The 19,550-nt window shown below is 61.2% G+C and carries 12 protein-coding genes; 5 read left to right on the plus strand and 7 right to left on the minus strand.

Annotated elements, in window-relative coordinates:
* Positions 1 to 10: 10 nt before the first annotated feature.
* The 5 genes from ACA058_RS22150 to ACA058_RS22170 form a co-directional block, all read right to left on the minus strand.
* A complete protein-coding gene (locus ACA058_RS22150; protein WP_497635908.1) occupies positions 11 to 1,174 on the minus strand; it encodes a zinc-binding metallopeptidase family protein in 1,164 nt (387 codons plus the stop codon).
* A gap of 217 nt (positions 1,175 to 1,391) precedes the next feature.
* Positions 1,392 to 3,749, minus strand: a complete 2,358-nt coding sequence (gene ligA / locus ACA058_RS22155; RefSeq protein ID WP_497635909.1) for an NAD-dependent DNA ligase LigA — start codon at positions 3,747 to 3,749, stop codon at positions 1,392 to 1,394.
* A gap of 138 nt (positions 3,750 to 3,887) precedes the next feature.
* On the minus strand, positions 3,888 to 4,733 hold the full coding sequence (gene zipA, locus ACA058_RS22160; protein ID WP_497635910.1) for a cell division protein ZipA: 846 nt from the start codon (positions 4,731 to 4,733) through the stop codon (positions 3,888 to 3,890).
* A 255-nt stretch (positions 4,734 to 4,988) separates the two neighbouring features.
* Positions 4,989 to 8,477, minus strand: a complete 3,489-nt coding sequence (gene smc, locus ACA058_RS22165) for a chromosome segregation protein SMC (RefSeq protein WP_497635911.1) — start codon at positions 8,475 to 8,477, stop codon at positions 4,989 to 4,991.
* A gap of 2 nt (positions 8,478 to 8,479) precedes the next feature.
* Positions 8,480 to 9,139, minus strand: coding sequence for a GntR family transcriptional regulator (locus ACA058_RS22170; protein WP_497635912.1), 660 nt, complete (start codon positions 9,137 to 9,139; stop codon positions 8,480 to 8,482).
* Positions 9,140 to 9,405: 266 nt separating this feature from the next.
* Here ACA058_RS22170 and xdhA point away from each other — a divergent pair, with 266 nt between their 5' ends.
* The 4 genes from xdhA (at position 9,406) to guaD (ending at position 15,564) form a co-directional block, all read left to right on the plus strand.
* On the plus strand, positions 9,406 to 10,860 hold the full coding sequence (xdhA, locus tag ACA058_RS22175) for a xanthine dehydrogenase small subunit (RefSeq protein WP_497635913.1): 1,455 nt from the start codon (positions 9,406 to 9,408) through the stop codon (positions 10,858 to 10,860).
* Complete coding sequence (gene xdhB, locus ACA058_RS22180; RefSeq protein WP_497635915.1) at positions 10,853 to 13,252, plus strand: xanthine dehydrogenase molybdopterin binding subunit; 2,400 nt, start codon at positions 10,853 to 10,855, stop codon at positions 13,250 to 13,252. The genes xdhA and xdhB overlap by 8 nt, the downstream gene beginning before the upstream one ends.
* Before the next feature lie 124 nt (positions 13,253 to 13,376).
* Positions 13,377 to 14,234 (plus strand): xanthine dehydrogenase accessory protein XdhC, encoded by an 858-nt coding sequence (xdhC, locus tag ACA058_RS22185; RefSeq protein ID WP_497635916.1) that lies wholly within the window; start codon positions 13,377 to 13,379, stop codon positions 14,232 to 14,234.
* 25 nt (positions 14,235 to 14,259) lie between these two features.
* Complete coding sequence (guaD, locus tag ACA058_RS22190) at positions 14,260 to 15,564, plus strand: guanine deaminase (protein WP_497635917.1); 1,305 nt, start codon at positions 14,260 to 14,262, stop codon at positions 15,562 to 15,564.
* Between the two features lie 180 nt (positions 15,565 to 15,744).
* Here the strand turns inward: guaD and ACA058_RS22195 are convergent, their stop codons facing one another.
* Positions 15,745 to 16,509 (minus strand): GntR family transcriptional regulator, encoded by a 765-nt coding sequence (locus ACA058_RS22195; RefSeq protein ID WP_497635919.1) that lies wholly within the window; start codon positions 16,507 to 16,509, stop codon positions 15,745 to 15,747.
* A gap of 223 nt (positions 16,510 to 16,732) precedes the next feature.
* Here ACA058_RS22195 and ACA058_RS22200 point away from each other — a divergent pair, with 223 nt between their 5' ends.
* Positions 16,733 to 17,923 carry a benzoate/H(+) symporter BenE family transporter gene (locus tag ACA058_RS22200; protein WP_497635920.1) on the plus strand — a complete coding sequence of 397 codons (1,191 nt, stop codon included), beginning with the start codon at positions 16,733 to 16,735 and terminating at the stop codon, positions 17,921 to 17,923.
* A gap of 161 nt (positions 17,924 to 18,084) precedes the next feature.
* Here ACA058_RS22200 and ltrA read toward each other — a convergent pair whose 3' ends face one another.
* Positions 18,085 to 19,506: a group II intron reverse transcriptase/maturase gene (gene ltrA / locus ACA058_RS22205; protein WP_497635123.1), complete on the minus strand. Its 1,422-nt coding sequence runs from the start codon at positions 19,504 to 19,506 to the stop codon at positions 18,085 to 18,087.
* Between the last annotated feature and the right edge of the window lie 44 nt (positions 19,507 to 19,550).

The following is a 19,550-nucleotide window of genomic DNA, read 5'->3' on the forward strand; positions in this document are numbered from 1 at the left end:
TCATGCACAACTATTGCGCCAGTACCTCATCCGCCCTGCCTCCCTCGCGCTGGATCACCAGGTGGATGAAGTGCAGCTTGCCGATCACGGCTGGCGGCAGCACGAAGGGGTAGAAATCCGGCTGGCCCATGCTGCGCGACAGTTCATTAAGCATGCCGGCCAGTTCGATCCAGGCATTGACGAATGACAGAAACGCGGTGCCGCCGGGATGCTGCGGATCGTATAGGGTGCTGGGAGCAAAGGGCTGATAGTCGAGGTCCATTTCCCGCGCGCTCATGCCAAACCCGAGCGCGGTGTCGACGGCGTCCATCATGTGCAGGTAGTGAGCCCAGGTTTCGGCCCAGTCTTCCCAAGGGTGCATGGTGGCGTAGGCGCTGACGTATTGCTGCTGCCAGTCGATCGGCGCGCCTTGCTGATAATGCCGTTCCAGGGCCTCGGCGTAGCTGGCGCGTTCATCGCCGAACAGGCCGCGACAAGGTTCCAGCCAATCGCTGTTGGCGATCAAGCGGTCCCAATAGTAATGCCCGACTTCGTGGCGGAAATGCCCGAGCAACGTGCGATAAGGTTCGTGCATTTGCACCCGCACCTGTTCGCGGTGGGCGTCGTCGGCTTCCTTGATATCGAGGGTGATCAGGCCGTTGGCGTGGCCGGTGGTCGGTGCCTTGCCTTCGAGGTCGACGCCGATGAAATCGAAGGCCAGGCCGACTTCTTCGTCCAGGGTTTTCGGGATGACCGGCAACCCGAGGCTGAGCAACTGCGCGATAAGTCGGCGCTTGGCGGTTTCCATCTTGCGCCAGCGCTCGTGGTTTTCGGCGATGGATAAATCGGGAATGGTGCGGTTCAGGCTACAGGCGACGCACAACGCATCGTGGTCATTGGCCGGCAGCAGCCAATTGCACGCGGCCGGCGAATCGAGATTAGCGCAGCGACGGAACACGCCGGCACCGGGATCGGCATCGAGCAGCCAGGTGTCGGGTTGCTCGCCCGGTTGCAGCGAGGACAAGCGACTCAGCTGCGGTTGATAACCCAAGGCTGCCGAACAGGCCAGGCACTGGCTGTTGCGAAAGAACAGCGACTGCCCGCAACGACAGGGCCAGATCTTGCTGTTGCGCGAGCTTTCGCCGATGAAGGGTGCGGCGATGCGCGAAGTGAGCTGTTCGAAGAAGCGGTACATGAGCGATCTCTCCCTGGGGCTTGCCAAGACTAGATCATTCCTGGGTGTAGATCGTTCCGTGCTTCAAAACAGCTTTGTGGCGAGGGGATTTATCCCCGCTGGGTCGCGAAGCGACCCTAAATCCATTCAACCCGTTGTGCCAGATTGAACACGATTGCTGGATTTGCGCCGGCTTCGCCGCCGAACGGGGATAAATCCCCTCGCCACAGGTTTGGTGTCAGACTGGGATACCGTGGTTTTTCAGGAACACCACAAACGCCTCTTCATCCAGCACCTTCAAGCCCAACTCGTTAGCCTTGGTCAACTTCGACCCCGCCCCCGGTCCCGCGACCACGCAGTGGGTTTTGGCCGATACGGAGCCGGCCACTTTGGCGCCGAGGCCTTCGAGTTTGTCCTTGGCCACATCGCGGCTCATCAATTCCAGCGAACCGGTGAGCACCCAGGTCTGGCCGGCCAGGGGCAGGCCTTCGACGACTTTCTTCTCGCTCTGCCAGTGCATGCCGAAATCGGCCAGTTGCTTCTCGGCGGCCACGGCCAGTTGGCGATTGTCCTCGACGGCGAAAAACTCGCGAACCGAGTTGGCCTGCTTTTCCGGCAAAGCCTGGCGCATGTCCAGCCAATCGGCGCTGATCACCGCTTGCAGCGAGCCGAACTTGTCGGCCAGTTTCTGCGCCCCGCCCGGCCCTACCGAAGGGATGTGCAGCTTGTCGAGGAAACCGCCCAAGGTGGTGCTGGCGGCAAACTCGGCGCCCAGCCCGCCCTGATCCTGAATCTGCAAGCCGTGGTTGAGCAGCTCGGTAATCACCTGCTGGTTGTGCGCGTCTTCGAAGAAGCTGTGAATTTCGTGGGCCACTTCCAGGCCGACGTCCGGCAAGTAGGTCAGCACTTGCGGCAAGGCCTGCTGGACCCGCTCCAGCGAACCCAGGGAACGTGCCAGCACCTTGGCCGTCTCTTCGCCGACATCGGGAATCCCCAGGGCGTAGATGAAGCGTGCCAGGCCCGGTTTCTTGCTGTCGGCGATGGCACTGAGCAGCTTGTTGCTCGACAGCTCGGCGAAGCCTTCCAGGTCGACAATGTCATCGAACTTCAGGGCGTACAGATCGGCCGGCGAACTCACTAGCCCTTCATCGACCAGCTGTTCCACACTCTTGTCGCCCAGGCCTTCGATGTCCATGGCCCGGCGGGAGACGAAGTGAATGATCGCCTGCTTGAGCTGCGCACCGCAGGCCAGGCGACCGACACAGCGATACACCGCGCCTTCGCTGACGGTCTCGCGGCCCTTGCTGCGCTTGACCAGTTGTGTGCGCTCGACGTGGGAGCCGCACACCGGGCACTGCTCAGGGATCTGCACCGGCCGGGCGTTTTCCGGGCGACGCTCGGTGACCACTTGCACTACTTGCGGAATCACGTCGCCGGCGCGGCGAATGATCACTGTGTCGCCGATCATCAGGCCCAAACGCGCCACTTCGTCCATGTTGTGCAGCGTTGCGTTGGCCACGGTGACCCCGGCGACCTTGACCGGCTTGAGGCGCGCCACCGGCGTCACCGCGCCGGTGCGACCGACCTGGAACTCCACGTCGAGCAACTCGGTGAGTTCTTCCATGGCCGGGAACTTATGGGCGATGGCCCAGCGCGGTTCGCGGGCACGGAAGCCCAGTTCACGCTGGGACGCGATGCTGTTGACCTTGAACACCACACCGTCGATTTCGTAGGGCAAGGCATTGCGGCGTTCGCCGATGTCGCGGTAGTAATCCAGGCACTCATCGATGCCGTTCGCCAGCTTCAGCTCATGGCTGATGGGCATGCCCCAGGCCTTGAGCTGTTGCAGATTGCCGATGTGCGTATCGGCGATGTCCGCAGACACCTGGCCGATACCGTAGCAGCAGAACTCCAGCGGACGGTTGGCGGTAATCTTCGAGTCCAGCTGGCGCAAGCTGCCTGCCGCGGCGTTGCGCGGGTTGGCGAAGGTCTTGCCGCCGACTTCCAGTTGCGTGGCATTGAGCCGTTCGAAACCGGCCTTGGACATGAACACTTCGCCGCGCACTTCCAGGGTCGCCGGCCAGCCAGTGCCGTGCAGCTTGAGCGGGATGTTGCGCACGGTGCGCACGTTGACGCTGATGTCTTCACCGGTGGTGCCGTCGCCGCGTGTGGCACCGCGTACCAGCATGCCGTCCTGATAGAGCAGGCTGACCGCCAGGCCATCGAGCTTGGGTTCGCAGCTGTATTCCACCGCCGCGCCAGCGCCGAACAAATCACCGGCCGGCAGGTCCAGGCCTTCGGTCACCCGACGGTCGAACTCGCGCATGTCGGTTTCTTCGAAGGCGTTGCCCAGGCTGAGCATCGGCACTTCGTGGCGCACCTGGGTGAACGCCGACAGCGCCGCGCTGCCGACCCGCTGGGTTGGCGAATCGCTGGTGACCAGATCGGGATTGGCCGCTTCGAGGGCTTTGAGCTCGTTGAACAACCGGTCGTACTCGGCGTCCGGGATGCTCGGCTCGTCCAGCACGTGATAGCGATAGTTGTGCAGATCCAGCTCGGCACGTAGCTCTAGAATGCGGTCTTGGGCGGCAGTCATGGGTGTTCTCTCATAAAGCAAAAGAGCAGCCGAGGCTGCTCAATCTGTTGATACGGCAAAAAGCTCATTGTAGGAGCAAAGCTTGCTCGCGATGGCGATCTCACGGACGCCATCGCCGGCAAGCCGTGCTCCTACAAATCAACGCTTCTGGGTCAGTGCGCGGCGTTCGAATTCGACGATGCGTTGACGGTAGTGCTCGATCGTCTGGGCGGTCAGTACGCTGCGCTGGTCGTCCTTCAGTTCGCCGTTCAGCTCTTGCGACAATTTACGCGCTGCAGCCACCATCACGTCGAAAGCCTGTTTGGGATGACGCGGGCCTGGCAAGCCGAGGAAGAAGCTCACCGCCGGGGTGCTGAAGTGGTCGATGTCGTCCAGGTCGAAGACGCCAGGCTTGACCGCATTGGCCATGGAGAACAGTACTTCGCCATTGCCTGCCATGCTTTCGTGACGGTGGAAGATGTCCATTTCGCCGAAACGCAGACCGCTTTCGAGAATGTTCTGCAGCAGCGCCGGGCCTTTGAAGCCGGCAGGATCGCGGCAGATCACGCTGATGACCAGCACTTCTTCGGCTTGCGGCTGTTCCTTGTCGCTGGCCGCTGGCGCTGGCTTGGTGTCATCCGGGAAATCGTCGTCACGGCTGCTGAAGCTCGGACCGCCGTCCAGATCCAGGCTGAGGTTCATGTCGCCCTGGGAAGGCTCGCCATGGCCACGCTTGCCGCGCTTGGAGCCCGATTCGCGGGCCGGCATGCTCACCGACGGCAGGTCATGCTCGTCCAGTTGCGGTTCCTTGTGCGTATCCAGGACGCGAGACGGGCCCAACAGCTCGGGGCTGGCGTCCTCTTCCGGCAGGTTGGACAGGCTCCGGTCAAGACGGAATTTCAGTTTTCCCTTGCCGCCGCGCATACGGCGCCAGCCATCGAAAAGAATACCGGCAATGACAATAATGCCGATGACGATCAGCCACTCGCGCAGACCGATTTCCATGTAATCCCGTGCCTCTATAAAAAATGCTGAAAAATAAGGGGCTTACAATCTGTAAACCGCTTTAAAACGTGGCGCCAACTCTATGTTCTGACAGGCGTTTTGCCCACGCATACGAAATTTTGACATTAAACTAGCACGACCAAAGGCAACTTTACACCGTCTGTCACGTTGGTCCCGCGAATATGTCGATTGGCCAGCAAGTCGGCATGGCTAATTGTGTCCCACAGCTAAAAGATCCCCCCTGAAAGCCACGCTTCAGGCGTCCACCATCGCCATGGCCTCTTCGACATCCACCGCCACCAGACGCGAGCAACCCGGCTCGTGCATCGTCACCCCCATCAGTTGATCGGCCATTTCCATGGCGATCTTGTTGTGGGTGATATAGATGAACTGCACCGTTTGCGACATCTCCTTGACCAGTCGTGCATAGCGTCCAACGTTGGCGTCATCCAATGGTGCGTCCACTTCATCGAGCATGCAGAACGGCGCCGGGTTCAACTTGAAGATCGCAAAAACCAGGGCCAATGCGGTCAGGGCCTTTTCGCCACCGGAGAGCAAATGGATGGTGCTGTTCTTCTTTCCTGGCGGCTGCGCCATGATCGTCACCCCTGTATCGAGTAGATCTTCGCCCGTCAGTTCCAAATACGCGCGGCCTCCACCGAAAACTTTTGGGAAAAGTGCCTGTAAACCGCCATTGATCTGATCAAAGGTATCTTTGAAACGGTTACGGGTTTCCTTGTCGATCTTGCGAATCACGTTCTCGAGCGTATCGAGCGCCTCGACCAGATCGTCGTTCTGGGCGTCCAGATAACGTTTACGCTCCGATTGTTGCTGGTATTCATCGATGGCCGCGAGGTTGATCGCGCCCAGGCGCTGGATCCGCGCGCCAATACGCTCGAGCTCTTCCTCGGCGGCTTTCTCGCTGGCCTCGGCGGTCAGCGTGGCCAGCACACCGTGCAGGTCGTAACCGTCTTCGAGCAACTGGTCCTGCAAGGCTTTGCGCCGCACGGTCAGGGCTTGCCATTCCATGCGCTGGGTTTCGAGTTGACTGCGAATCAGCTGGGACTGTTGTTCGGCCTGGTTGCGGCGCTTCTCGGCCTCACGCAGTTCGCGGTCGGCATCTTCCAGGGCGATCTGCGCGGTCTTGAGCTCTTCGTCGACGGTCATGCGCTTGTCGAGCAGCTCTTCGAGTTTCAGGCGCAACTCTTCCAGGGGCGCCTCGCCCTCCTCCAGGTTGAGACTGAGTTGCTCGCTTTTTTCCGTCAGGCGCTCGGCCTGCATTTCCAGGCGCTCCAGGGCCTGGCGCGTCGAATCATGCTGGGCCCGCAGCGAACCCAGGCGTACCGCCAGTTGATGGGCGTGATCCTTGTGCTGACGGGCTTCCTGGCGCACCCGGTCAAGCCGTTCGCGCAGGCTGTCGCGCTGGGCCAGCAGCAGCTCGCGCTGCTCGGTGTCCAGCGCCATGCTGTCGAGCGCTTCCTGCAATTGCAGGCGTGCTTCGCCGATGTGTTCATGCTCCAGGGCACGCTGTTCGGCCAACTCCTGGAGTTCTTCATCGAGGCGCGTGCGGCGCAAGTTCAACTGCTCGGCCTTGGCTTTGCCGGCCGACAATTGAGCTTTCAACTCACCTTGCTGACGCGCTTCGTCTTGCAGCAGACGGCGCAAATGTTCGCGGCCGTTTTCCTGCTGGCGCTGTTGCGCCCGCAGGTTTTGCAATTCGGTTTCCAGGGTTTCGACGGCAGCTTCACGTTCTTCGCGTTCAAGGCCCAGTTTCTGGATTTCCTGACCACGGGCGAGCATCCCGCTTTCCGCTTCGCTGGCGCGGCGCACGCGCAAAAAGTGCCGACCGACCCAATATCCGTCGCGGCTGATCAGGCTCTGGCCCGCTGCCAACTGTCCACGCAACGCCAGCGCTTGTTCGAGGCTTTCGACGGGCTTGACCTGCCCCAGCCATGGCGACAGATCAATTTGCGCCTCGACTTTGTCGAGCAGACTGCCGGGCACGCGCGCGCCGTCGGTAGCGAGGCTGAGCAAGCGCAAATCGCCTTGGGTAAACCCGGACAAATCGAAATCGCTGAAGTCATCCACCAGCACCGCTTGCAGGTCGGCACCCAGTACGGTTTCCACCGCCAGTTCCCAACCGGCTTCGACTTTCAGGCCTTCGGCCAGACGCGGGCGGTCCGCCAGGTGCTGCTCGCGTAGCCATTGAGCGGTGCCGGTGCCCGGGTCGAGCGCGGCTTGCTGCAAGGCTTCGAGCGAAGCCAGGCGACCGTTGAGCCGCTGCAGATCGCCCTGGGCCTGTTGTTGTGCCGACAGTGCGTGCTGCAATTGCTGGCGCAGTTGCTCAAGGCGCTCGACCTGCGCTTCTTCACTGGCTTGCAGGTCTTCCAGGGTCGCTTCGCTGGCCTCAAGCTGCTCGTTGAGCGCCATGATCGCCGCATCTTCCGGGTCCGCTGACAACAGGGCGCGCTCTTCACCCAGGCGCCTGTGCCGATCGGCCAGGCGCTCCAGGCTGGTTTCCAGCTGCTGGATCCGTGATTGCTGGACTTCCGACTGGCGCCGTGGCTCGGCAGCGCTCAGGTTGAACGTGTCCCACTGCTCCTGCCAGCCGTGCATGGTGGTTTCGGATTCTTCCAGCGTGGCGGCGGCCTCTTCGGCGGCGGCGCTGGTGACTTCCTGCTCCGGCGTGAGCATGTCCAGTTCTTCGCCGAGGGTCAGCAGCAGCGTGCGGTCGTGGCCCAGGTGCGACTCGGTCTCCAGGCGCGCACGCTCGGCTTCCTTCAAATCGTCCTGCAATTGGCGCAAACGCTGCTGCCCATGCTGGATGCTCTGTTCGACCCGGGCGATGTCGCCGCCGACCGAATAGAAGCGCCCCTGCACCAGATTGAAGCGCTCGGAGAGGTCGTGATGGCCGTCGCGCAAGCGTTCGATGCTGGCGTCGGCGTTGCGCTGTTCGGCCACCAGGGCTTCGAAACTGATTTCCTGGGTGCCGATGATCGCTTCGCGCTGGCCGACCTGTTCGTTCAGGTCCTGCCAGCGCAGGGCCGACAGTTGCGCCTTGAGCTGACGCTCCTCGCCCTTGTATTCCTGATACTTCTTGGCCGCTTCGGCCTGACGGTGCAGGCGTTCGAGCTGACGTTCGAGCTCTTCGCGCAGGTCGGTCAAGCGCTCCAGGTTTTCGTGGGTGCGGCGGATGCGGTTTTCGGTTTCGCGCCGACGCTCCTTGTACTTGGAGATCCCCGCCGCTTCTTCGATGAAGTTGCGCAAGTCTTCAGGCTTGGATTCGATCAACTTGGAGATCATCCCCTGCTCGATGATCGAGTAGCTGCGCGGGCCGAGGCCGGTGCCAAGGAAGATGTCGGTGATGTCGCGGCGACGGCATTTAGTGCCGTTGAGGTAATAAGTGGTCTGGCTGTCGCGGGTCACTTTGCGGCGAATGGATATTTCCGCATAAGCGGCGTATTCACCGAGCAGTGTGCCGTCGGAGTTATCGAACACCAACTCGATGCTCGCCTGGCTCACCGGTTTGCGGCTGGTGGAACCGTTGAAGATGACGTCGGTCATCGACTCGCCGCGCAGGTTCTTGGCCGAGCTTTCGCCCATCACCCAGCGCACGGCGTCGATGATGTTCGACTTGCCGCAACCATTGGGTCCGACCACCGCCGCCATGTTGCTGGGGAAGTTCACCGTGGTCGGATCGACGAAGGACTTGAACCCCGCCAGCTTGATGCACTTTAGCCGCACGCTTATGCGTCCGTCAGGGCAGAGATCACCAGATCGCAACTGCGCTGGCCGTAAGCGGTCAGCACTGCGCGAATCTGTGGAAAGTCACGGGCAATCACGGCGGCGAGCAGACGCTCGAACAACGCCAGGTACTCGCTCATCGAGGCTTTGCGCTGGTCCAGGGCGAGGAAATACGCACGGCTCATGGCCGGCTGCAGATTTTCGACGGTTTCCTGCAAGTACGGGTTATCGGCGAACGGATACGTGGCGCGCATCACATTGAAACTGTCGTCGACGAAGGTATGGATGTCCTGACGCTCGTAGCTGGCCGTCAGGCGCTGCTGAATCTGCAGGAACGGCGCCAGGTCGGCCTGGACTTTCCAGCCACTGGCCACGGCGTTGGCGAGCAGGATGTACATCTCGCCCATCAGCGTGCACAGGCTCTTGACCTTGTGCGCCGTGAGCTCGGTGACGTGGGCGCCTCGTCGCGGCAGGATCGCGATCAGGTGCCGGCGCTCGAGAATCAGCAACGCCTCGCGGACCGAGCCGCGGCTGACGTCGAGTGCCTGCGTGACCTTCTGTTCCTGGATGCGCTCCCCGGGCTTCATTTCGCCGCGAATGATGCGTTCGGCGAGGTGATGCGCGATTTGCTCGGCGAGGCTGTCCGGCGCCTTGAACGTCATGGTTGTCCTTCAAACTCTTCGATTTGCACAAGCGGCGCAGTGTAGCGCAATTGATACGTCATGGCGCAGGGCCCTATCGGCGGTTTTTGGCACGATTCAAGCAAAAAGCAACCTATCCCGCGAGGGTCAATACTGTAGGAACGAGTCGTTAATCGACGAAACACATTTTCCTGACCTTTAAGTCAGAAAATCATTGACCGAAAAGTCAGACCTGCTAAATTCGGTTCATGGCGGTTAACAACAATAATGAGTCTGCGAGGCCTTCCGTGATCCAGTTTTTACTAAACCAGGAACTCCGTAGCGAGCACGCCCTGGACCCGAACCTGACCGTGCTCAATTATCTGCGCGACCATGTGGGCAAACCCGGTACCAAAGAAGGCTGCGCCAGCGGTGACTGTGGCGCGTGCACCGTTGTCGTCGGCGAGTTGCAGACGGATGACGAAGGCCGCGAACACATTCGCTATCGCAGCCTCAATTCCTGCCTGACCTTCGTTTCGTCCTTGCACGGCAAGCAACTGATCAGCGTTGAAGACCTCAAGCACAAGGGTGAGCTGCACAGCGTACAGAAGGCCATGGTCGAGTGCCACGGCTCGCAATGCGGGTTCTGCACCCCAGGTTTCGTGATGTCGTTGTTTGCCCTGCAAAAGAACAGCGACGCACCGGATCAGCACAAGGCCCACGAAGCCCTGGCCGGCAACCTCTGCCGCTGCACCGGCTATCGGCCGATCCTGGAAGCCGCCGAACAGTCCTGCTGCGCTAAAAAACCGGATCAATTCGATGCCAATGAAGCCCAGACCATTGCCCGGCTCAAAGCCATCGCGCCGACCGATATCGGCGAACTCAACAGCGGTGACAAGCGCTGCCTGGTGCCCTTGACCGTCGCCGACCTGGCCGACCTGTACGACGCCTATCCACAAGCCCGCCTGCTGGCCGGCGGCACCGACCTGGCGCTGGAAGTGACCCAGTTCCACCGCACCCTGCCGGTGATGATCTATGTCGGCAACGTCGCCGAGATGAAGCGCATCGAACGCTTCGACGACCGCCTGGAAATCGGCGCCGCCACCGCACTCTCCGACTGCTACGAGGCACTGAAGGCCGAGTACCCGGACTTCGGCGAACTGCTGCAGCGCTTCGCGTCACTGCAGATTCGCAACCAGGGCACCCTGGGCGGCAACATCGGCAACGCCTCGCCCATCGGTGACTCACCTCCCCTGCTGATTGCCTTGGGCGCACAGATTGTCCTGTGCAAGGGCGAAACCCGCCGCACCCTGGCCCTGGAAGATTACTTCATCGATTATCGCGTCACGGCGCGCCAGGAAAGCGAGTTCATCGAGAAGATCATCGTGCCTCGCGCCAGCGTCGAACAACTGTTCCGCGCCTACAAGGTGTCCAAGCGTCTGGACGATGACATTTCTGCCGTGTGCGCGGCGTTCAACCTGCGCCTGGAAAACGGTGTGATCGCCGATGCCCGCGTGGCGTTCGGTGGCATGGCGGCCATTCCAAAACGCGCCAACCATTGCGAAACCGCGTTGATCGGTTCGCCCTTCAACAGCGCCACCGTTGAACGCGCCTGCGCCGCCCTGGCCGAAGATTTCACGCCGCTGTCGGACTTCCGCGCCAGCAAGGAATATCGCCTGCTCAGTGCGCAGAACCTGCTGCGCAAATACTTCATCGAACTGCAAACGCCGCACATCGAGACTCGGGTGACCGCTTATGTCTAACCATCACGCCGTAGAGAAGACCCAGGCCGAACTGGCTGAACTGTTCGCCAAGGACCTGACCACCGGTGTCGGCCGCAGCGTCAAGCACGACAGCGCCGCCAAGCATGTGTCCGGTGAAGCGCAGTACATCGACGATCGCCTGGAGTTTCCGAACCAGCTGCACGTGTACGCCCGCTTGTCCGACCGCGCCCACGCCCGGATCATCAGCATCGATACCAAGCCGTGCTACACCTTCGAAGGCGTGCGCATCGCCATCACCCACGAAGACGTGCCGGGACTGAAAGACATCGGCCCGCTGCTGCCGGGTGATCCGCTGCTGGCCATCGATGACGTACAGTTCGTCGGCCAACCGGTGCTCGCCGTCGCCGCCAAAGATCTGGAAACCGCACGCAAGGCGGCGATGGCCGCGATCATCGAATACGAAGACCTGGAGCCGGTGCTGGACGTGGTCGAAGCCTTGCGCAAGCGCCACTTCGTGCTCGACAGCCATACTCATCAGCGTGGCGATTCGGCCACGGCGCTGGCCACCGCCGAGCACCGCATTCAAGGCACCCTGCACATCGGCGGCCAGGAGCACTTCTACCTGGAAACCCAAATTTCTTCGGTGATGCCCACCGAAGACGGCGGCATGATCGTCTACTGCTCGACCCAGAACCCCACCGAAGTGCAGAAGCTGGTGGCCGAAGTCCTGGACGTGTCGATGAACAAGATCGTTGTCGACATGCGCCGCATGGGTGGCGGTTTTGGCGGCAAGGAGACGCAAGCGGCGAGCCCGGCATGCCTGTGTGCCGTCATCGCGCACCTCACCGGCCAGCCGACCAAGATGCGCCTGCCGCGTGTCGAAGACATGCTGATGACCGGCAAGCGTCACCCGTTCTACGTCGAGTATGACGTGGGCTTCGACAGCACCGGGCGCCTGCACGGGATTGCCCTGGAACTGGCCGGTAACTGCGGTTGCTCGCCGGACCTGTCGGCGTCGATTGTCGACCGGGCAATGTTCCACTCCGACAACTCGTACTATCTGGGCGACGCGACCATCAACGGTCATCGTTGCAAGACCAACACCGCCTCGAACACCGCTTACCGCGGGTTCGGCGGCCCGCAGGGCATGGTCGCCATCGAAGAGGTGATGGACGCCATCGCCCGCCATCTGGCCCTCGACCCGCTGGCCGTGCGCAAGGCCAACTACTACGGCAAGACCGAGCGCAACGTCACCCATTACTACCAGACCGTCGAGCACAACATGCTCGAGGAAATGACCGCCGAACTGGAAGAAAGCAGCCAGTACGCCGAGCGCCGCGAAGCGATCCGTCGCTACAACGCCAACAGCCCGATCCTGAAAAAGGGCCTGGCGCTGACCCCGGTGAAATTCGGCATCTCCTTCACCGCCAGCTTCCTCAACCAGGCAGGTGCCCTGGTGCACGTCTACACCGACGGCAGCATCCACCTGAACCATGGCGGCACCGAAATGGGCCAGGGTCTGAACACCAAGGTCGCGCAAGTAGTGGCCGAGGTGTTCCAGGTGGAAATGGACCGCGTGCAGATCACTGCGACCAACACCGACAAGGTGCCGAACACCTCTCCGACCGCAGCTTCCAGCGGCGCCGACCTGAACGGCAAGGCTGCGCAAAACGCCGCTGAAATTATCAAGCAACGCCTGGTCGAATTCGCCGCTCGTCAGTACAAGGTCAGCGAAGAAGACGTGGAGTTCCACAACGGTCACGTGCGGGTTCGCGATCACATCCTGACCTTCGAAGCGCTGATCCAGCAGGCGTACTTCGCCCAGGTGTCGCTGTCGAGCACCGGGTTCTACAAGACCCCGAAAATCTACTACGACCGCAGCCAGGCCCGGGGGCGTCCGTTCTATTACTTCGCCTTCGGTGCAGCCTGCTGCGAGGTGATCATCGACACCCTGACCGGCGAGTACAAAATGCTGCGCACCGACATCCTCCACGACGTCGGCGCCTCGCTGAACCCGGCCATCGACATCGGCCAGGTCGAGGGTGGTTTCATCCAGGGCATGGGTTGGCTGACCATGGAAGAGCTGGTGTGGAACGACAAGGGCAAGCTGATGACCAACGGCCCGGCCAGCTACAAGATCCCGGCCGTGGCGGACATGCCGCTGGACCTGCGGGTGAAGCTGGTGGAAAACCGCAAGAACCCGGAAGACACGGTGTTCCATTCCAAGGCCGTGGGCGAGCCGCCGTTCATGCTTGGCATCGCCGCCTGGTGTGCGATCAAGGACGCCGTGGCGAGTCTGGGCGACTACAGGCATCAGCCGAAAATCGACGCGCCGGCGACGCCGGAGCGGGTGTTGTGGGGGTGTGAGCAGATGCGCCAGTTGAAGGTGGCGAAGGCTGTCGAAGCCGAAACCGAGTTGGCTTCGCTCTAGACCGAGGCGCTGCCATCGCGAGCAAGCTTTGCTCCTACAGGATTGAGTGATCGCCGCAAACCTGTAGGAGCATAGCTTGCTCGCGATGGGGCCCGGACAGACAACAGAGATGTTGAGGTGAGACATGTACAACTGGATCGACGCCCTCGCCGACCTGCAAAACCAGGGGGAACCCTGCGTGCTGGTGACCATCATCGAAGAGCTCGGCTCGACGCCGCGCAATGCCGGCTCGAAGATGGTTATCAGTGCCCACCAGACCTTCGACACCATCGGTGGCGGACACCTGGAATACAAGGCCATGCAGATCGCCCGCGAGATGCTCGCCAGCGGCAAACAGGATACCCATCTTGAGCGCTTCAGCCTCGGCGCCAGTCTGGGCCAGTGCTGCGGCGGCGCGACCGTGCTGCTATTCGAACCGATGGGCCAGGTCCAGGCGCAGATCGCCGTATTTGGCGCCGGCCATGTCGGCCGCGCGCTGGTGCCGCTGCTGTCCAGCCTGCCCTGCCGGGTGCGCTGGATCGACTCGCGGGAAGACGAATTCCCGGATCAGATCCCCCATGGCGTGCGCAAGATCGTCAGCGAAGAACCGGTGGATGAAATCGACGACCTGCCCGCCGGCAGCTACTGCATCGTCATGACTCACAATCATCAGCTCGACCTCGAACTCACTGCCGCGATTCTCAAGCGCAACGACTTCGCCTATTTCGGCCTGATCGGTTCGAAGACCAAACGGGTGAAGTTCGAACACCGCCTGCGCGACCGCGGTTTCGACAGCAGCATCGTGCAACGCATGCGCTGCCCGATGGGCATCGGCGAAGTCAAAGGCAAGCTGCCTGTGGAAATCGCCATCTCCATCGCCGGCGAGATCATCGCCACCTATAACGCCAATTTCGGCCAGCAAACGTCCAGCGCCGAACCGATTGCCAAACTGCTGCCCGTTTCACGCCGCAGTCAGGCCACCCACTTGAAAGCCTCAAACTGATAAGCCTCATAAATAGAGAACGACTATGCCTCTGACTCGCAAAGCCTACCGCGCCGCCATTCTGCACAGCATCGCCGACCCCGCCGAAGTCGGGATCGAAGCCTCTTATGAGTATTTCGAGGACGGCTTGTTGGTGATCGAAAACGGCAAGATCAGCGCCCTTGGCCACGCCAGTGAATTGCTGCCAACCCTGGCGGCCGATATCGAGATCACCCATTACCAGGATGCGCTGATCACCCCCGGCTTCATCGACACCCACATCCACCTGCCGCAAACCGGCATGGTCGGTGCCTACGGCGAGCAACTGCTGGACTGGCTCAACACCTACACCTTCCCCTGTGAAAGCCAGTTCGCCGACAAGACCCACGCTGACCAGGTGGCGGACATTTTCATCAAGGAACTACTGCGCAACGGCACCACCACCGCGCTGGTGTTCGGCAGCGTGCATCCGCAATCGGTGAACTCGTTCTTCGAAGCCGCCGAGCAGCTGGATCTGCGCATGATCGCCGGCAAGGTGATGATGGACCGCAACGCCCCGGACTACCTGACCGACACCGCCGAATCCAGCTACCTGGAAAGCAAGGCGCTGATCGAGCGCTGGCACGGCAAGGGTCGCCTGCACTATGCCGTCACCCCGCGCTTTGCACCGACCAGCACGCCGGAACAGCTGACCCTGGCCGGCCAGTTGCTGACCGAATACCCGGATCTGTACATGCAGACCCACATCAGCGAAAACCTCAAGGAAATCGAGTGGGTCAAAGCGTTGTTCCCGGAGCGCAAGGGCTATCTGGACGTCTACGACCACTACCAGTTGCTCGGCGAGCGCTCGGTCTTCGCCCACGGTGTGCACCTGTGCGATGACGAGTGCGCGCGACTGGCAGAAACCGGTTCAGCCATCTCGTTCTGCCCGACTTCGAACTTCTTCCTCGGTAGCGGCCTGTTCAACCTGCCGATGGCGGAGAAGCACAAACTCAATGTCGGCATCGGCACCGATGTGGGCGGCGGCACCAGTTTCTCGCTGCTGCAAACGCTGAACGAAGCGTACAAGGTCATGCAGCTGCAAGGCGCGCGCCTGAGCCCGTTCAAGTCGCTGTACCTGGCAACCCTCGGCGGCGCCCGTGCGCTGCGCCTGGAAGACAAGATCGGCAACCTGCAGCCGGGCACCGATGCCGACTTCCTGGTGCTGGACTACAACGCCACGCCGTTGCTGGGCTATCGCCTGCAGCAGGCCAATAACATTGCCGAGACGTTGTTTGTGTTGATGACCCTGGGGGATGACCGGACTGTGTTGCAGACTTATGCGGCGGGGAATCTGGTGCATCAGCGCTGAGTTTCCCCCGGGCACTGATCGTTCCCACGCTCTGCGTGGGAATGCAGCCCGTGACGCTCCGCGTCACTGGACGCGGAGCGTCCCTAGAGGCATTCCCACGCGGAGCATGGGAACGATCCAAGACTCAAAAAAAATCCCCCGCGACCTTTCGGTCCGGGGGATTTTTTCATCATGGTTATCTCAGAGCTTCGCGGTCGGCCGCCCTGGCTTCTTGGTCTGCAGCAAATGCGAGAACACCGCATGCAAATCATCCGACGCACTTTCTTCATCGAGATTGAGTTTGCTGTCGATGTGATCCATGTGATGCATCATCAGGTTCACCGCCAGTTCAGCGTCACGCTTTTCAATGGCGTCGATCAACTGGGTGTGCTCGTCGTAGGAGCAGTGAGAACGGTTACCGCTTTCGTACTGGGCGATGATCAGCGAAGTCTGGGACACCAGGCTGCGCTGGAAGCTGATCAGCGGGGCGTTTTTCGCCGCTTCGGCCAGTTTCAGGTGAAACTCGCCCGACAGGCGGATGCCGGCACCACGGTCGCCACGGGAGAAACTGTCGCGCTCGTCGTTGACCATCTGCCGCAATTCGGCAATCTGTTCGGCGGTGGCGTGCTCAACCGCAAGCTCAGTGATCGCACGTTCCACCAGACGCCGGGCCATGAACACCTGGCGCGCCTCTTCGACACTCGGGCTGGCAACGACGGCGCCGCGATTGGGACGCAGCAATACCACGCCTTCATGGGCCAGGCGCGACAGCGCGCGGCGAATGATGGTACGGCTGACCCCGAAAATTTCCCCCAGCGCTTCTTCGCTCAACTTGGTGCCGGGCGCCAGGCGCTGTTCGAGGATGGCCTCGAAGATATGCGCGTAGACAATATCGTCCTGGGTTCCGCTGCGGCCGGCTTTGCCTGCTCGCGGCTGTTTCTTTAGGGGTTGCAACTGTTCGTTCATGGGCACTCGAGTCGGGAGAACTGCGGCGAATTGACGGTGACTGTAATACGGCACAGTGGGTCGCTGGCAAGTATCGCTTATAAAACAGGACGATTGTACACAATGCTCAGTGGCAACACGACTGTACGGCTGTTTGTCACTTCCGCTGTATCGCAACGATCCATTACGTTTGAGCTTAGGCTTTAAAGCAGAATCCGCAGCCTGCACAAGGAACACCGCTGTCATGACAGACGCCACGCACACGCAGCTCCGCCCTCTGGCCGACACCTCGCCTTCGGCCATCGTCGCCGGGTTCATCGCCATGATGACCGGCTACACCAGTTCCCTGGTGCTGATGTTCCAGGCCGGGCAAGCGGCCGGGCTGACCAGCGGGCAGATTTCGTCGTGGATCTGGGCGATTTCCATCGGCATGGCGGTGTGCTCGATCGGCCTGTCCTTGCGCTATCGCACCCCCATCACCATTGCCTGGTCCACCCCGGGCGCGGCCTTGCTGATCACCAGCCTGGGTGGCGTAACCTACGGCGAAGCCATCGGTGCCTATATTACCTGCGCGGTGCTGGTGACGATCTGCGGGCTGACCGGCAGTTTCGAACGCCTGGTAAAAAAGATTCCCGCATCACTGGCGGCGGCATTGCTGGCGGGGATTCTGTTCAAGATCGGCAGCGAGATTTTCGTCGCGGCCCAGCATCGCACCGCACTGGTGCTGGGCATGTTCTTTACCTATCTGGTGGTCAAGCGCCTGTCGCCGCGTTATGCCGTACTGGGCGCATTGCTGATCGGCACGGTCTTGTCCGGCTTCATGGGGCTGCTGGACTTCAGCGCGTTCCACCTGGAAGTGGCCACGCCTGTGTGGACCACACCGCATTTCTCCCTCGCCGCGACCATCAGTATCGGCATCCCGTTGTTCGTGGTCGCGATGACTTCACAAAACATGCCGGGCATTGCCGTGCTACGCGCAGACGGCTACAACGTGCCGGCCTCGCCGCTGATCACCACCACGGGCATCGCCTCATTGTTGCTGGCGCCATTCGGTTCCCACGGGATCAACCTGGCAGCCATCAGCGCGGCGATCTGCACCGGGCCGCATGCCCATGAGGATCGCAACAAACGCTACACGGCGGCGGTCTGGTGCGGGATTTTCTATGGCATCGCCGGTGTGTTCGGCGCGACGCTGGCAGCGTTGTTTGCCGCGCTGCCCAAGGAGCTGGTGCTGTCGATTGCCGCACTGGCGTTGTTCGGTTCGATCATCAATGGCTTGAGCATCGCCATGAGCGAAGCGAAGGAGCGTGAAGCGGCGCTGATCACCTTCATGGTCACGGCATCGGGGCTGACGCTGTTTTCCATCGGTTCGGCGTTCTGGGGGATTGTGGCGGGGGTGGTGACGCTGGTGATCCTCAACTGGCGCAAGGCATAAGGAACAACCATCTGTAGGAGCAAAGCTTGCTCGCGATAGCGATTTCAAGAACGCCATCGCAAGCAAGCTTTGCTCCTACAAAAAAGCAGGATCGAGTAGGAGGCGGTTTCACAACCGCCGTCCTCTCACGCCACCGTACGTACGGTTCCGTATACGGCGGCTCAAGTTATGCGGCTAAGCCGGTTTATCGTATCCAGTATCGAGACCAGCCCTAGCTGATCCCACAGCTTCTTCGGTAACGCCTGATTCATATGTGACGCCCCCGAGTTCCACCATGGTCCGCGACCATTGAAGGCTGATTTGCAGGCGCGCGCTTCGCTAAGCCCCAAGCGCATCAAGTTGCGCGCCCTCGTAGAGGGCTGCTTCCATTGGCGCCAGATGACGCAGCGAAGTTTATGCCGCACCCACCCGTCCAGCTCCTCAAGGGGGCGCTTGCTCTGACTGAGCTTGAAGTAGCCCGCCCAACCGCGCAGTACGGGGTTAATCCGCTCGATGACGTTCGCCATCTTGTGGCCCCGTGCGCCGCGCAGCAGGTTTCTGAGTCGGTCGCGTAAGCGACCCAGACTCATCGTCGCTACTCTTAACCTCGGTTGTTGATGCCAGCTCATCCCGTAGCCCAAGTAATCACACATCCACGACCCGGCTACTCGGCTCTTTTCCCGATTCAGCGTCAGTTTCAGACGCTGATTCAGGAAACGCTCAACACCAGCCATCACTCGCGCGCCAGCACGAGGACTGCGCACATAAATGTTCGCATCGTCGGCATAGCGCACGAAGCGATGGCCCCGCCGTGTCAGCTCTTGGTCGAGTTCGTTGAGCAGGATGTTCGACAGCAACGGCGAGAGCGGGCCGCCTTGCGGCGTCCCTTCCTGCCGTCGGCTGGCGATCCCGCCCGACATCACGCCGGCCTCTAGATAACGACGGATCAGCCTGAGCACCCGCTTGTCTTCAACCTGACGCTGCACATGGGCCATCAATACATCGTGGTTGACCCGATCGAAGAACTTCTCCAGATCGAGTTCCACACACCAGCGGTGGCCCGCCGCCACATGGGCACGGGCTGTTTCGATGGCTTGGTGGGCGCTTCTGCCCGGACGGAAGCCGTAGCTATAGTCCGAGAACAGCGGGTCAAAGATCGGCGTGAGCTGTTGCAGCAGTGCCTGTTGGATCAGGCGATCCACGACGCTGGGGATACCCAGCTGTCTTGTCCCGCCTTTGGGTTTGGGGATTTCGACGGCGCGTACACCTTGCGGGTGATACTCACCGGCCAGCAACCTGGCCTTGAGGGTTGGCCAATACTGTTCCACGTAGCCCGCCAATTCGTCGACCGTCATGCCATCGGCACCCGGCGCCCCCTCGTTGCTGACCACGCGGTGATACGCACGCTTGAGGTTGGCCGATGCAAGCACCCGCGCCATCAGCGTGTCCGGCTCCGCGTTCGTCCACATCACAGACGTCGCCGATGCCTGCGCACTGCCAGCCGTCGCCCGCGGATTCTGTCCGGAACTAGGGGTCACAGTTCTCCCTCGGAGAAATTTCTGCTTTTCGACATTCGACGAGACTCTGACGCCTACTGGCGGCATAACCTGTTCGGCCCTTGGTGGCAGGGTTATTTGCCACTTACTAC

It is taken from the genome of Pseudomonas sp. LBUM1649 (assembly GCF_059716155.1).

Coding starts and splice junctions, on each gene's coding strand:
- guaD (WP_497635917.1), top strand. CDS start 14,260: ATGCCTCTGACTCGCAAAGCCTACCGCGCCGCCATTCTGCACAGCATC.
- ACA058_RS22150 (WP_497635908.1), bottom strand. CDS start 1,174: ATGTACCGCTTCTTCGAACAGCTCACTTCGCGCATCGCCGCACCCTTC.
- zipA (WP_497635910.1), bottom strand. CDS start 4,733: ATGGAAATCGGTCTGCGCGAGTGGCTGATCGTCATCGGCATTATTGTC.
- xdhC (WP_497635916.1), top strand. CDS start 13,377: ATGTACAACTGGATCGACGCCCTCGCCGACCTGCAAAACCAGGGGGAA.
- ACA058_RS22170 (WP_497635912.1), bottom strand. CDS start 9,139: ATGACGTTCAAGGCGCCGGACAGCCTCGCCGAGCAAATCGCGCATCAC.
- ltrA (WP_497635123.1), bottom strand. CDS start 19,506: ATGCCGCCAGTAGGCGTCAGAGTCTCGTCGAATGTCGAAAAGCAGAAA.
- ligA (WP_497635909.1), bottom strand. CDS start 3,749: ATGACTGCCGCCCAAGACCGCATTCTAGAGCTACGTGCCGAGCTGGAT.
- xdhB (WP_497635915.1), top strand. CDS start 10,853: ATGTCTAACCATCACGCCGTAGAGAAGACCCAGGCCGAACTGGCTGAA.
- ACA058_RS22195 (WP_497635919.1), bottom strand. CDS start 16,509: ATGAACGAACAGTTGCAACCCCTAAAGAAACAGCCGCGAGCAGGCAAA.
- ACA058_RS22200 (WP_497635920.1), top strand. CDS start 16,733: ATGACAGACGCCACGCACACGCAGCTCCGCCCTCTGGCCGACACCTCG.